At 57.6% G+C, this 13,605-nt stretch carries 9 protein-coding genes; 8 read left to right on the top strand and 1 reads right to left on the bottom strand.

The window, feature by feature from the left end; genetic code table 11:
* Positions 1-2: 2 nt before the first annotated feature.
* From AB6802_RS04920 to AB6802_RS04895, 6 genes are all read left to right on the top strand, one after another.
* Positions 3-3,446 (top strand): hypothetical protein, encoded by a 3,444-nt coding sequence (locus AB6802_RS04920; protein WP_371008901.1) that lies wholly within the window; start codon positions 3-5, stop codon positions 3,444-3,446.
* Entirely contained in the window at positions 3,443-4,294 is an 852-nt protein-coding gene (locus AB6802_RS04915; protein WP_371008900.1) for a phosphoadenosine phosphosulfate reductase family protein, read from the top strand. The genes AB6802_RS04920 and AB6802_RS04915 overlap by 4 nt, the downstream gene beginning before the upstream one ends.
* Before the next feature lie 180 nt (positions 4,295-4,474).
* A complete protein-coding gene (locus AB6802_RS04910; RefSeq protein ID WP_371008899.1) occupies positions 4,475-6,841 on the top strand; it encodes an ATP-binding protein in 2,367 nt (788 codons plus the stop codon).
* A complete protein-coding gene (locus tag AB6802_RS04905; RefSeq protein WP_371008898.1) occupies positions 6,838-8,745 on the top strand; it encodes a hypothetical protein in 1,908 nt (635 codons plus the stop codon). Before AB6802_RS04910 ends, AB6802_RS04905 begins: the two co-directional genes overlap by 4 nt.
* A gap of 99 nt (positions 8,746-8,844) precedes the next feature.
* The gene (locus AB6802_RS04900) at positions 8,845-11,268 is read left to right on the top strand and encodes a hypothetical protein (protein WP_371008897.1); all 2,424 of its coding nucleotides are present in this window, start codon (positions 8,845-8,847) and stop codon (positions 11,266-11,268) included.
* 531 nt (positions 11,269-11,799) lie between these two features.
* Positions 11,800-12,126, top strand: a complete 327-nt coding sequence (locus AB6802_RS04895; RefSeq protein WP_027042653.1) for a DUF736 domain-containing protein — start codon at positions 11,800-11,802, stop codon at positions 12,124-12,126.
* 43 nt (positions 12,127-12,169) lie between these two features.
* Here the strand turns inward: AB6802_RS04895 and AB6802_RS04890 are convergent, their stop codons facing one another.
* Entirely contained in the window at positions 12,170-12,445 is a 276-nt protein-coding gene (locus tag AB6802_RS04890) for a helix-turn-helix transcriptional regulator (protein ID WP_280739588.1), read from the bottom strand.
* Positions 12,446-12,617: 172 nt separating this feature from the next.
* Between AB6802_RS04890 and AB6802_RS04885 the strand changes: the two genes are divergently transcribed.
* Both AB6802_RS04885 and AB6802_RS04880 read left to right on the top strand, forming a co-directional pair.
* On the top strand, positions 12,618-13,235 hold the full coding sequence (locus tag AB6802_RS04885; RefSeq protein WP_371008896.1) for a hypothetical protein: 618 nt from the start codon (positions 12,618-12,620) through the stop codon (positions 13,233-13,235).
* A 120-nt stretch (positions 13,236-13,355) separates the two neighbouring features.
* On the top strand, positions 13,356-13,550 hold the full coding sequence (locus tag AB6802_RS04880) for a transcriptional regulator domain-containing protein (RefSeq protein ID WP_371008895.1): 195 nt from the start codon (positions 13,356-13,358) through the stop codon (positions 13,548-13,550).
* The last annotated feature ends 55 nt before the right edge of the window (positions 13,551-13,605 follow it).

Below are 13,605 nucleotides of genomic sequence, written 5' to 3'. Positions count from 1 at the left end.
CAATGGCCGACCGTGGCCGCGAAAAGCTCTCCGAGCTATACAACGTTCCCTCCAGGTTCTTCCGCTCTGTGCAACTCGAACGCGACTTCAACGATCCGAACGCGTTGGAGCATTATGTTATCACGCCGGCAATGGCGTTGGCCTCCGCACGCATCCTGAAAGGCCTTAAGGATAATTCGGCGCAACGGGCTTGGCGAATCACAGGCGACTATGGCGTAGGCAAATCCTCCTTCGCCCTGATGATCGCGCACATTCTCAGCGGGCAGACCGGCCCCGACGCGGAGAGGATAGCGCAGGCTGTCGGCTTTGGCGGTAAGGCGGCAGAAAAGCGTTTGCTCCCGATCCTGTTAACTGGAGTGCGGGAGGGGCTCGCATCCGCGATCGAACGCGGTGTACGTACTACTTTGGCGACCGACAGCTGCAGTCTTTCCAAGAAGCAGCTGGCCGCTGTTCTCGCCGCATTGGACAAGGATAACAGCGATCGTTCCGCTTTCGCCGTGGACGATCTTTTCGGCGCAGTGCGCAGTGCGGCGGCGTCGATCGGCTCCGGTGTTCTTCTGATAATTGACGAACTGGGCAAGCTGCTCGAGCATGCGGCGCAGAATCCCGACGCCGAGGACATTTTTCTGCTGCAGCGGTTGGCGGAAACTGCAGCTAGAAGTGGGGATCGTCCATTCCTCGTGGTCGGTCTGCTCCATCAAGGTTTCCACGCTTACGCGGAACGTCTGCCGGTCGCGGTACGTCACGAGTGGGACAAGGTCGCCGGACGCTTCGAGGAAATAGTCTTTGACCAGCCGTTGGCGCACACTGCCGCTCTGATCGGGGGTGCCTTAGGTGTCGGGTCCATCCCGGTTCGCGTTGCGGAGCAGGCGAAGGAAGCCGCGCGGGCGACCGGCGCCATGGGATGGTTGGGGGGTGAAACCGTTGGTGCATCCAACATGGATGCGTCGACCATTTATCCGTTACATCCTACGTTACTCCCGCCTCTAGTGCGGTTCTTCGCCCGCTTCGGTCAAAACGAGCGCTCGCTCTTCGGCTTCCTTCTCTCAAACGAACCGTACGGCCTCCAAGACTTCAGTGATATCACGCCCGTCGGCGACGCATGGTATGCCCTATCGAACTTCTACGACTATGTGCGGGCAAATTTCGGCCACCGATTGACCGGCCACAGCTACCAGAACCAGTGGCTTCGGATCGTCAACACCATAGACGGAAACAGGGAACTGCCGGAACTGCAAGTCAGGCTTTTAAAGGCAGTGGGCCTACTCAATCTTCTGGATTCGGACGATCTTCTGCCGACCACAAAAGCGCTCGTCGCGTGCTTTTCTTGGCTCCCCAGCAAAGCCGTGGAAAGCGCGCTGGGCTCGTTGCTTACTGGCGGTGTAATATTCGATCGGGGCGCGCGCACCGGCTTCAGGCTCTGGCCGAACACGAGCGTCAATCTAGCGGCAGCCTATCAGAACGCCACGCGCTCGGTCGGTCCGATCGAGGACGTGTCCGCCCATTTGTCGAGGCTTCTGCCTACCGAGACCTTGCTGGCCCGTCGCCACTATCTGGAGCGCGGAACGATGCGGTACTTTGATATGCGCTACGGCGCCTGTGATCTATCGGAAGCCGGAAAGGCTGGCACCGCGGACGGAACCGTTCTGCTGCTTTTGCCGAATACCCCTCGAGAGCAACAGGTCGCGCTTGACACCGCCGAGCGATTGACCCTGTCGGACGACGGTTTGGTCTGCGGCGTGACACGGCCGGTTGCGTTTCTAGCGCCCGAAGTATCAGCGGTCAGATGCTGGGAATGGGTCCGGAACAATACGCCGGAACTCGCGGAAGATGGGATTGCCGTCGAGGAGGTCTCGCGCCAACTTCATGAAGCCAAGCGCAATCTTGCCCAACAGTTCGCAGCAATTTCAGCGTTTCGTGGCTCGACGGCAAAGGATGTCGACTGGTTCCGCAAGGGCGTGCCAATCAATGTTGATGCCGGGCTGATCAACGAATTGTCCCGAATTTGCGACGACCGTTTCTCGAAGGCGCCTCTGGTCACCAACGAACTGATTAACAAGAACGCCATCAGTAGCGCGGCTGCGTCTGCGCGAATGCGCCTGATCGAAGGGATGTTCCGTCATGATCGCATGCCGCTCTTCGGCATCAACCCGACCAAGGCACCGCCGGAGAAATCGATGTATCTGTCGATCTTTGGGAAAGGTGGCATACATGTCGATACGGGATCGGGCTTCGAACTGCGCGAGCATCCCGACGATGATACGCTGCGATTAGGTCCGGCTATCGACCGGATCGTCTTCCTGATTCGTCAGGGTCTCGGCGGTCGGGTGTCAATCAAGGATATTCTAGACGATTTGCGTCTCCCACCCTACGGGGTGCGAGATGGTCTCTCGCCGCTCCTCCTAGCAACCGTGCTCAAGATCCACGGTCACGAATTGGCAACATACGAATCCGGCACGTTCATCGCCAGCTTCGGGCCGCTGGAATTCATGCGACTGATCAAGGCCCCGGCGACGTTCGAGGTGCAGTACTGCAGTGTGGAAGGCGTCCGAGCCGAGGTTTTCAGCCGCTTGGCCGACGCGTTTGTCCGCAATGTCACCGATCGGCGACCAGTGCTGCTCGACATCGTCACCGAATTAAGCCAGTTCGCTGCCAAATTACCTGAGTACACGCGTAAATCGCGAAAACTGGAGCCAACGGCTGCCGCGGTGCGAGACGCACTCTTGACGGCGACCGAACCGGCGACCCTGATGTTCGTCTCTCTCCCGAAGGCCTGCGGTTTGCCCGAATTCGATCTGGCCACGCCGGCATCGGCCGAGCGCGCGGAACAGTTTGTGGAGCAACTCAGCGAGGCTGTCTCCACGCTCCAGACTGACTACACCACTTTGCTCGAGAGGATCGTCGGTGCCGTCGCCACCGCGCTCGGCGACGAGACGTCCAAGTTTGATCGGGATGTCTTGGCCCGGCGAGCCGCAGGGGTGTCCGTCGCTGCCCGCGAGCCCAGGCTGCGCGCCTTCGCTCTCCGACTACGCGACGCAGGTCTCTCGAAAGACGCTTGGGCTGAGGCTCTCGCTAGTCTGGTCGTGGCCAAGCCGCCTGCGAAGTGGGCGCCGGGTGACGAGCCGCGCTTCATTGAGGAGGTCGGAGCCCTGGCCGAACTGTTCGGCAAGGTCGAAGCCACTGCGTTCGGCTCAGGCACCTCGACGGTGTCCAAGGATGCGGTTCGCGTCAACCTGACGCTTCCCGACGGGCAGGATTATGTCCATATCGTGAACGATGCTCGGCTTTCGGGGCGTGAAGAGACACAACTCGCCCTGATGGCGGAAATGCTTCCTCACGGTGACGCAAAGCGAATCCAGTTTCTGGCGAACCTTCTGTTCCGGGAACTAGCGAAACGTGCCGATACAGAGGAAGAGGCGACCAAGCCGCTCGGAGTTGCACGATGAACCAATACGATGCTGATTTGGAAAAGCTGTTTGGTGGCGAAACGCCTAGACACATCCTCAGCCTAAGCGGCGGCAAAGACAGCGCCGCGCTCGCGATCTATCTTCGCGACCGGACACCTGACCTCGAGTACATTTTTCATGACACTGACAAGGAACTTCCCGAAACCTACGACTATATCGCTAGGCTGGAAGCAATTTTGGGCAAACCGATCGTCCGGACCACTCCGACCGATAGCTTCGACCATTGGCTGACGGTTTATCGCGGAATGCTCCCGTCGAACCACCGACGCTGGTGCACCAAGATGCTCAAGCTCAAGCCTTTCGAAGACTATGTCGGAGATGGGCCGGTTGTGAATTACGTGGGCCTTCGCGCCGACGAAAATCGCACCGGCTATATTAGCACTAAGCCGAACATTCTGGCGGTGTATCCGTTCCAGGACGACGGCTTGGTACGGGCCGACATCATCCGGATCCTGGAAGACTCGGGGTTGGGGCTACCACCCTATATGGAGTGGGGTCGCTCCAGGTCTGGTTGCTATTTCTGTTTCTACCAGCAGAAGATCGAGTGGGTACGCCTATTGGAAACGCATCCAAAGCTGTTTGGCCTCGCCATGGAGTACGAAGAGCGGTCCGTTCAATTTGGGGCCCAGTTCTACTGGTGCCGGAATGAGCCACTCAGGACGTTGAAAGAGCCGGAGCGCGTGGCGAGAATCAAGGCGGACTGGGAGAAGGCGCAAGAGCGTAAAAAGGCCAGTCGCAGAAACCGTTCACTCGTCGAAACGCTGGGAGGTTTGGAACCCGAGGACGAAGGGCACCTGCGGGATGGATGCCTCGTCTGTTCGATCTAGAGCTGCGGGCATATGGCAAGTTTCCTCAGCGAACCGGCCGTGGTCTTACATCAACAGCTTAGATGAAATACTTACGGCATTGTTATTATATAGCGCCGGTGGGAGCTGCTGGGGTGTGACTTGAGATAGTCGTTACTCCAGCCTTTGGCTCTGGTTCGGCAAGGGCGGGGTTCGTTTGAAATGGCCTTTAGATTTGCAGCGCGCACGTTGTTGGAGCTTGGAAAGGAACTGATTAGTTCTGACGAGGTAGCCCTCTATGAGCTCATCAAGAACTCAGTCGACGCCCAATCCCCCAAGATCGAAATAGAGGCGCAGGTAATCCTGCCGCACAGCGTCTATTCGCGCGCCTTGGAAAATTTGGACGGCGGAGCCGATCTCGGCGGCGTCCTAAGAGATATCCGGGCTGGTATCATATCTACTGCGCAGAGGGGACTTAGTGAGCGATTTCTGACAAGCCTCGAGCGCTATTCGTCGGTGAGGACGCGCTTCAAGACTGCCTTGGTTACATTGTATTCGACCTACAACTGGATCGAGGTTCGCGATCGTGGGCAGGGAATGTCATTGGCCGATCTCGACGACGTCTTTCTGACAATTGGCACCCGGTCGAGAAGAAGCGAGAACATCAGTGGGGCCCAATTTCTCGGGGACAAGGGGGTAGGTCGTCTGTCGACCATGCGCTTGGGGGATAGGTTGCTGGTGTTTTCCACCACAGCTGATCAGGCATTCTGGGGGCGCCTTCGCATCAACTGGAATTTGTTTTCGCACGACAGCGAGACGAGGCTTGAGGACATTAAGATCAAACCGGTCCGCGGCCGCACCAAGGCCGATCCTGGCGAAACTGGCACGATCGTACGGGTATCAGCTTTGAATGCTGACTGGACGCCAGGTCGGTTTGACGACGTTATTCGCGGAAAGATTGCGAGAACGATAGATCCCTTCACATCGAAAGCGAATGAGTTGTTGATTGTGCGTCACAATAGTGCGCGCGTGGTCATCCCTCGTGTCCCAAAGAAGCTTTTGGACGCAGCGCACGCCACTTGCAAGATCCGCTTCTATTTTGACCCTAAGACGATGGAGCCGGTGCTAGAAGCGGACCTCAACTATCAGCTCCGCAGCAAAGCTCGCTCAGTTCGCTTCCGCGGCGTCGAAATCTATTCCATGGCGCAGCGCGACTCAAAACGCCGTGGGAAGCGTGGGCATGCCGCCTTTGAGAACATCCTAATCAGGCCCAAGGCGCTTGAGGATCTCGGACCTTACGAAGCTGAGGTTTATTGGTTCAATCGCGCCGTTGTGAAGGCCATTGAAGGGCTGACGGACAAGCAGCAGGAGACCCGGGATCAGATTGCGCAGTGGTCTGGTGGTCCTATGCTTTACCGGCACGGCTTTCGAATTCTCCCTTACGGGGACCCGGGCGACGATTGGTTGGCGCTTGATCGCAACGCATTCGGAGAATCAGGATTCAAGCTCAATCGACAACAGGTTCTAGGAAGAGTGCTGATTCACTCTTCCCATCTGGCCTTGAGTGAACAGACCAATCGTCAGGGGCTCATCGAGTCAGACGCCGAAAGCGCTCTCCGGAAGATGCTGATGGTCATCCTGCATGTGGAATTGCGCGGACTGATAAACGAGGCAGATCAGCTCGAAACCATTAAAAAACGCGAAGCCGAAGAAGCCGCGATGGATTTTCGTCAGTCGCAGGAGGATGTGGAAACCGCACTCGATGAGCTGCGGTTGCATTTGAGTCCAGATCAGATTCCGCTGGGCAATCGTCTGGGAGAAGCCGTCGACACGCTGGTGACGCAATGCGCGGCAGCCGTACGCAAGCTTGATAAATCGGTGGCGCAGTCGGTCGATGAGCGGGAAAAATTGCTTCATCTTGCCGGTATCGGGCTGATCACCGAATTTATCTTCCACGAGCTTGATCGTGCTGTTCGCCATACAATGACAGCGTTGGTGAACGCGCGCGCAAGCCAGCAGCAATCGGCTCTGCGGGCGCTCGAAGAACAGCTCATCACATTACAAAAGCGCGTTGCGGCTTTTGACGAGCTGACAGGCGAACGCCGGCAGACAAAAACCAACTTCGATGTCGCCGAAGTAATCGACTATGTTCTGGAGCAACATGAGAATGAGTTTCGCCGACACAACATCGAAGTGATCAAACCAGAGGGCGTGCACCTAACGGTCAAGGCGGTCAGAGGGATGTTCATTCAGATTCTTGAGAACCTGATTGCCAACTCGACTTACTGGCTCAAGTTGCAGTCCCGATACGAGAACGGATTCAAGCCGCGCATTGAAGTCGCCATCGACACAGAAACCAGCGCCGTCACCGTCGAAGACAATGGGCCAGGTGTGGATCCGGCAAGAAGCGAAACGATATTCCAGCCATTCATCACTTCCAAGCCGGCGGGGCAGGGCCGCGGCCTGGGATTGTACATCTCCAGAGAGCTGGCCGAGTACAACGACTGGCAACTCTACATGGACAGCACACCGGGGCGGTCTCGCGAAGATAGATTGAGCATGTTTGTGGTCGATATGGGGAAGAAATGATGATCACTGATGGGCGTTTCCGGGAGGCGATCAAAGCGAGCGGCATAAAGAATATCGCGCTTCTCGATGATGCATTCGACGTGCCAAGGTTTAACGAGCACGACTATTCGGTGCTATACGATTTCCTCGAGACCGATGGCGCTGCTGCAATCCTGATCGAGGTTGGTATCGCGGCGGAGACGATTACCGTTGCAAAAGAGCATATCCAGTCGCAGACGTGGACTGGAGATGAGCTGTTGCTTTTGCTACAAAAGCTTCATCGCAAGTATCTGCTCACGCGCGATGCACGGTTCGACCCGACGACAATATTTCACTCTAAGCAGAGTAACAATCTCGCCGACGTCGATCCCCTTCTTAAGTTGCTGGGCCGCTGCAAGGTCGATGTGACGCTGTACGGGCGGGCTTCCGGCGCTGTCGAGGCTAACGATCCAATCCCAGATTTAGTATTTGCGGACTATTACCTAGCTGAGAACATTGCCGCCGACATGGCGCCGACGGCGGAGGAGTCTGAAGAGGCAACCGGCGCCTCGCTCGCCCGGCTGGATGAGATCATCAAGCCTGCCTTGGTCAAGGAGAAACATCCTTCGATCATCCTGATGTCCTCTAAGGATGTCGAGGCGCAAGCCGCTGCCTATCGGAGAAGGGCGTCCGGCGATAAGGGTCAAGTGTTCGCAAGCCGCTTCGGATTTATGCGCAAATCCGATGTACATGTGGAGCCTTTACCGGCAGATGCCCCCAAGGGGAAACCCGAGCCTATTGCTGTAGTAAGACCGGGGGCGGATGTCCTACTGGACATCGTCCAATCGCATCCGTTTGGCTTGCAGCTCCATAGTGCCTTGCTCATGTGGCTGACCAGCTCGACCGAGGCGGTCGGCAAGATGCGCAAGGAGATCGAAGAGCTTGAGCTAAAGGACTTCGCTTACTTGGTGAACTATCGCCTCGCCCAAGAAGGATTGAGCCTATTTGATTACCTCGAATGGTTTTTTGGAGAGTGCCTACTCGGGGCGATCGGTGTGCTGACGGCCGATAAGACTAGGCGGCCAACGCGAGAGAAACTGGATAAGCATGCTGACTTGATTGAAGGGGCATATGAAGGCCGGACCGAGAAGATCGCCGAGCTATATCATAGGGCGAGGATCGACACGAATCTTAACCCGGCTCACATGCGCATGGGGGACCTCTATCTACCAACGGCGGATGGAACTCCGACGCGGATATGGGCAGTTCTGACCCCCGACTGTGACCTCATTGTGCGCGATGGCAAGCGGGCAGTGGATCGGTTTCTCCTCATCGAAGGCCTGCTGAGGCCCTACGACGCGCCGAAATCTTCGCTGGCCGATTTCATTATTGTCGGCAAATCCAACTACAGCATCGAGTGGAAGCTCAAGAACCTAGCGACCCGAGAGAACTTCGATGATCTGCGCTACTGTGGAACGTTGCGCCCCCTCTACGCGCAGGACCTTCAGAATCAGGTGCTCGAAAGCTTGGGACGTGTTGGCCTCGCTGTGGCGCCGGTGATCAGGATGAATGGCCACTTTCGGCTTCTCGTCCGCAAGAACGACGGCAAGCTTCATACGATTGAATTAGGCGGTGCCGAGATGCGAGCGTGTGAGGTGTATCCCAGCAGGGGAGGCTCCGACGCGAGTCGAATCTCCCTGCATCGTTCCGTTGCTGAGAACCTGCTCTCCAAACTTGCAGCGGTCGACCTGAATGAGCTTTCGCCCGAAGATAACAAGCTGCTCAAAGTACTGCTCAAGAGAGGGGCCCAGGAGGCGGTAAGAACGGTACTCTGTCGAGGTGCCGAGTTCGAGATGGATCTCGGAGCGAAGTTCGTGGTCTCTGACAAACTGTCGGACGTCAAGAACTGGTGTGGACTACAGATCGAGATGGGTGCTGAGAATTGATCTTGCGATAAGCATCCCCGAGATTATGAGCTGTGGCGCGCAGAGTTGTTTGACGAGCGGTGATTTCACAATAATAGTCCATAATCTGGGGGGAGATTTATGCGACGACTGTTTGAGAAGCTGCTTGCCGCAGGCACAGAGGACGAGGTTCAGAGGATTCTAGATTCTGAGGGCTTGGCATCCGATGAAACGAAATGGCGTCCTTACGGTGAAAACGAAGCTTTCTACGGTGTCGTCGAGAACCAGCAGGCCCACCCGGTGCCAGCCTTGGTGGAAAAGATCACGAATGGCATCGACGCAATTCTTGAGAAAAAAGTCCTCGAAGAGGGCTTCGACATACGGTCGGGCAACGCGCCCCGCAGCATCGAAGCAGCTCTCGACAGGTATTTCCCGGAACACCACAACTGGGATCTGGGAGACGCCCGGCGACGACAGGCACAGCATCTGCAGATCGTGGCAAGCGGACCGAAGAACGATACCTCGCTTCTGGTCTATGACGACGGAGTCGGACAGACGCCCAAGGACTTTCCGAAAACCTTCCTATCGCTATTGCGAGGGAACAAGAACGATGTGCACTTCGTGCAGGGGAAGTACAATATGGGCGGAGCAGGCGCGCTGGCGTTCTGCGGCGACCTGCGTTTCCAGCTCATCGCCAGCAAGCGCTATGACGCTAGTCATCCGCTTGGCTTCACCCTGTTGCGGCGCCATCCTCCGGCGCTAGCCGAGCGCGCTGGCCGCAAGAACACTTGGTACGAATATCTCGCATTCGACGGCGAGGTTCCTTCGGTCGACGTCGACGAACTGGACGTCGGACTGCAGGGTAGGAAGTTCCGCACCGGATCTCTGCTTAAGCTTTATTCCTATCGGCTGCCGGCGGGGTCGCGCACGGTCATCTCGCGCGATCTCAACCAGAGCCTACACGAATACCTCTTCGAGCCGGCGCTTCCGTTTTTCACCGTGGATAACGCGAAGCGTTATCCAGACAATCGCGCTCTCCAAACCGTCGTCGTTGGGCAGAAAAAGCGCCTTGAGAACAACCCGGAACTGCTTGAGGCCAAGTTTTCCGAGGTCGTTCAGTCGCCGGAATTCGGCGAGCTGAAGTTGACGGTTTTCGTGTTCAAGGCCAGATCGCGCCAAGACGACGTCAAGGACACCAAGCTCTACATTCAGCGCGAGTTTTTCAAGAACAATATGTCTGTTGTGTTCTCGCTCAACGGCCAGGTGCACGGTTCTTATACGTCCGAGTTCATCACGCGGGCGCTCAAGATGCCTTTGATGAAAGATTACGTGCTTATCCAAGTTGACTGCACGAAACTGTATCTCGGCGTCCGCAACGAGCTTTTTATGGCATCGCGCGATCGCCTTAAGGACGGCGACACGGCCGAAGCGCTGCGCAGAAAGCTGCGTGACGTCCTGGCCAATGGCGAACTCAAGGAGATAGCCAAGAGGCGCCGCGCCAGCCTGAACATCGATCAGGCCGATACTGGCAAGATGCTGAAGCAGATGACGCGCAGCCTGCCAATGAGCGACGCCTTGACGCGCATCCTGCGCCAAAGCTTTGCAATCCCCGTCGATCGGCCGGGCGATTCAGAAAAGCCGAAGCGGGACGAAAAAGACCGGCCGAAGCGGGAGAAACGTGAGGCTCTTCCCTTCCATCCTAAACGCTACCCTTCCGCCTTCCAGGTCAAGGGAGGGGACGGGATGGAGGACGGTCTCAAGCTTTTCAAGCTGCCTTTGGGCGGCAGCCGTACCATCTCCTTCGCTACTGATGTGGAGAACGAGTATTTCGATCGAAGCGACGACCCGGGTCGCATGACCATGATCGTGCTGGGGCCTGATACCCGGACGGCCAGCGGGGAGGGACGAACGACTGAACTCGTAGGTGAGGCAGATCGACTGGAGGTTAGCCGGGCCAGTCCCGCAGACGGAACCATCAGGGTGGGGGTCAAGGCAAGTGGGACGATGAGGGTAGGCGAGGCCATCCGGATGACGGCGAGCCTGTCATCGCCCGAAGGCGACCTCGTCGAAACCGTGATGGTTCGCATCGCCGATCCGGAGCGGAAGACGGTTAAGGAGGAGCCCGAACCCGACCCTTTACCCGGTCTGCCCGAACCCGTTATCTGTACCAGGGACGGTCGCGACGGCACAACCTCCTGGGAGGCCATGTCGGAGAGCGGTCAGGTCATGGGCAATGACACTGTCGTGATCCCGTTAGCCGTGGATGGCGATAAGCTGTCCCACATCTTCATCAACCTAGACAGTGCCGTCCTTCGCGATTTCAACGCGAAGGCCAAGTCTGAGGAGGCGATCGAATTCGCCAGGAACCGATATATCGGCGCTATCTATTTCCATACCCTGTTTCTATTCAGTACGACTAAGTCGCGCGGATACGAAATATCCCACGGAGACGACAAGGCAAATCCGGTTGACATCGCGGACTATCTCTCGGACCTGTTCAGCGCATCCTACGCCCAGTTTCTGCTCAATTTCGAGACCAACGATCTAGTCGAAGCTTTGGGATAGAATCGGGGGTCGACGCTTGCCAAAAACGCCTAATCTACGGCGGGCATTAGAAGAACGCCAAACTCCATACGCGGTTCACAGATGTCAGGCTAACCCTTGCTAGCCGTCTCAGAGGGGCGGATCGACATGAAGCCTCATCAAGCTGTGGATCGCCCAATGCCGAAGATGTGAGGGCTTGATTCAGCTGCCAAGCCATATCGAAAGACATCTCGGCAGAAGCGGCCACTTGGTCTTCTAGTCGCAGATGCTGCCTCGCCTCCCTCCTCCATTTCACAGAGCGCACCAACGACCTCTCGAACGGGCTGATCTGGCCTAAGGACGGCTGAAGCCTCGACCGCCTATGCCGCAATGGCGCGTCGCGCGTTTCTTCCCCTGGGCAAAGCCCATTCCTCGCGGAACCAAGAAACGCGCGCCTGCGCCATCCTCCGCTTTGCTGCGGTCGCAAGCGATGCGGCGGCGGTCGCTTTCGGCCCCTCGATCGCCATCGAGATCGCATGGTGCGGGCTCGGAAACGAAGAACGGAGACTGAAAATGGCTACCATCGGCACTTTCAAGAAGACCAATGCGAACGAGTTCACCGGCGAGATCGTCACCCTGAGCGTCCATGCCAAGGGCGTGCGCATCGTCCCCGACACCCGGGCCAGCGGCGAGAACGCTCCAAGCCACCGCGTGGTGGTCGGCAAGGCCGAGATCGGCGCCGCCTGGTCCAAGCGCTCCAACGAGGGCCGCGACTATCTCGGGCTCAAGCTCGACGATCCGAGCTTCACCGCTCCGATCTACGCCAACCTCTTTGCCGACGAGGAAGGCGAGGGCCACAGCCTCATCTGGTCTCGGCCCAACCGCCGCAACGGCGAGTGAATGAAGATCCTCTCGCCTGGCAATCGTGCCGGGCGAGAGTTCTCTAGGTCTGATCAGACCGTCGCGCAAATCGTAAGCCCGCGCCGCCGCCATTTTCCGCAAGGAATTCGATTCCCGCTGTCTCAAACGCACGGCGGATCGCAGCAAGATTGTTTCGGTGCGGAATACGAATACTCCTCTCGAAGTCTACTATCGTAGTTCTGGAAACAGCGGCTGCCTCGGCTAGGTCGCCCTGACTCCATCCGAGCATGGCTCGTGCAGCACGACACTGCTGAACAGAGATCGCATCACTCTCAATATCGTTCTTTTTGGTTGACATAGGTCAAAAAAGCCGCTTTTAGTATGCCACCCTACGGAAGTCATTGATGAGGTCTGGCGAAATAGCCTCGCTCGGCCCCACTACGCGACGACGTTGATAGCTCAGAATCTTCATTGATTCTGACGATAGCCACCAATTGTCCTTTCGTCACGGGTGAGAACGGGAGGCGTCGGTGAGTGGAGATAAAGCAGCTTCACAATCCCCATCAATTGGCGACAACCAGCCGTCGGCCGATCCAGCACTTCTCCTGTCCCTTGCCTGGATTGAAGCTCACGTTGCGATGCTGGCCTCGTGCGTCCGGCAGCAGCAAGCTGAGGAGGGGGTCCTGGAGTGCGGCGCGCTCATGCCTGTCGGCGAAGTGATTGAGCGCGGGGAGGGGGCTGGCGCCGACCGCGACTGTCCTGATTTCCTGAAGGAAGAGCAGGATGGCGCTGAAAAGGCCGACGCCTTGCTGGCTGAGATTGTGGCGACGCCAGCGCAATCCTTGGCGGGCGTGGTCGCCAAGCTCGCGGTCATCCTTCGGGAGGCGACTGACAACACCGACCTTTGCGAATTTCCGCTGCCGCACATCCGCTCGGCCTTGGCCGATCTGCGGCGTCTCACGCATGAAGGGATAAGCGACCAGCGCTCCGGCTGGCCCGCCGGCGATCAGTCGATCGGCGCGCTGTTCGAGCACTCCGCATCATCGTTCGCCGCCTGGCGCGCCTTCAGCGCATGGAGCCAGGGCAATGATGAGGCCTATCGCGCCTGGACGAACACATTCAAGATATTGCAAGGCTCAAACCAGTAGGCATCCCTGTCATATCGCTCGGCGCCGGGATCTCTCCTCGGCCATTAGTCAATGACGGAATCCAAGGATTTCGCTCAACGCCGCCTCCCCCTATTAAATCCTTGAGAAGGGAAGGAAGCGATGAAGCCGGATACCTCGCAGTGGCGTGACCCACAGGCATATGCTTTCGTCAAAGGCGCCGCCGCCGATGTGATCGCCTGGGAGTTCCTGAGACGCAATCCCCAGTATCAGCGGGACTTCGCGGCCTCCCGTTCAGCCAAGCCGATGCACGAGTTGCGCAAGCGCTGGGGTTTACAGTTTCGCCGCCCGGCCTGATCAGTCCGCAGTCCAGCAGCCCGTCTATTGGGCGCCTCAGATCGATCCTGGGGTC

Source organism: Mesorhizobium sp. RCC_202 (genome assembly GCF_041355295.1).
Taxonomy (GTDB): domain Bacteria; phylum Pseudomonadota; class Alphaproteobacteria; order Rhizobiales; family Rhizobiaceae; genus Mesorhizobium.
This window is presented reverse-complemented; position numbering and strand designations above follow the sequence as displayed.

What these genes read in the sequence shown, in the direction of transcription:
- AB6802_RS04905 (WP_371008898.1), top strand. Translation starts at nt 6,838, where the DNA reads ATGATGATCACTGATGGGCGTTTCCGGGAGGCGATCAAAGCGAGCGGC.
- AB6802_RS04900 (WP_371008897.1), top strand. Translation starts at nt 8,845, where the DNA reads ATGCGACGACTGTTTGAGAAGCTGCTTGCCGCAGGCACAGAGGACGAG.
- AB6802_RS04920 (WP_371008901.1), top strand. Translation starts at nt 3, where the DNA reads ATGGCCGACCGTGGCCGCGAAAAGCTCTCCGAGCTATACAACGTTCCC.
- AB6802_RS04910 (WP_371008899.1), top strand. Translation starts at nt 4,475, where the DNA reads ATGGCCTTTAGATTTGCAGCGCGCACGTTGTTGGAGCTTGGAAAGGAA.
- AB6802_RS04890 (WP_280739588.1), bottom strand. Translation starts at nt 12,445, where the DNA reads ATGTCAACCAAAAAGAACGATATTGAGAGTGATGCGATCTCTGTTCAG.
- AB6802_RS04895 (WP_027042653.1), top strand. Translation starts at nt 11,800, where the DNA reads ATGGCTACCATCGGCACTTTCAAGAAGACCAATGCGAACGAGTTCACC.
- AB6802_RS04880 (WP_371008895.1), top strand. Translation starts at nt 13,356, where the DNA reads ATGAAGCCGGATACCTCGCAGTGGCGTGACCCACAGGCATATGCTTTC.
- AB6802_RS04915 (WP_371008900.1), top strand. Translation starts at nt 3,443, where the DNA reads ATGAACCAATACGATGCTGATTTGGAAAAGCTGTTTGGTGGCGAAACG.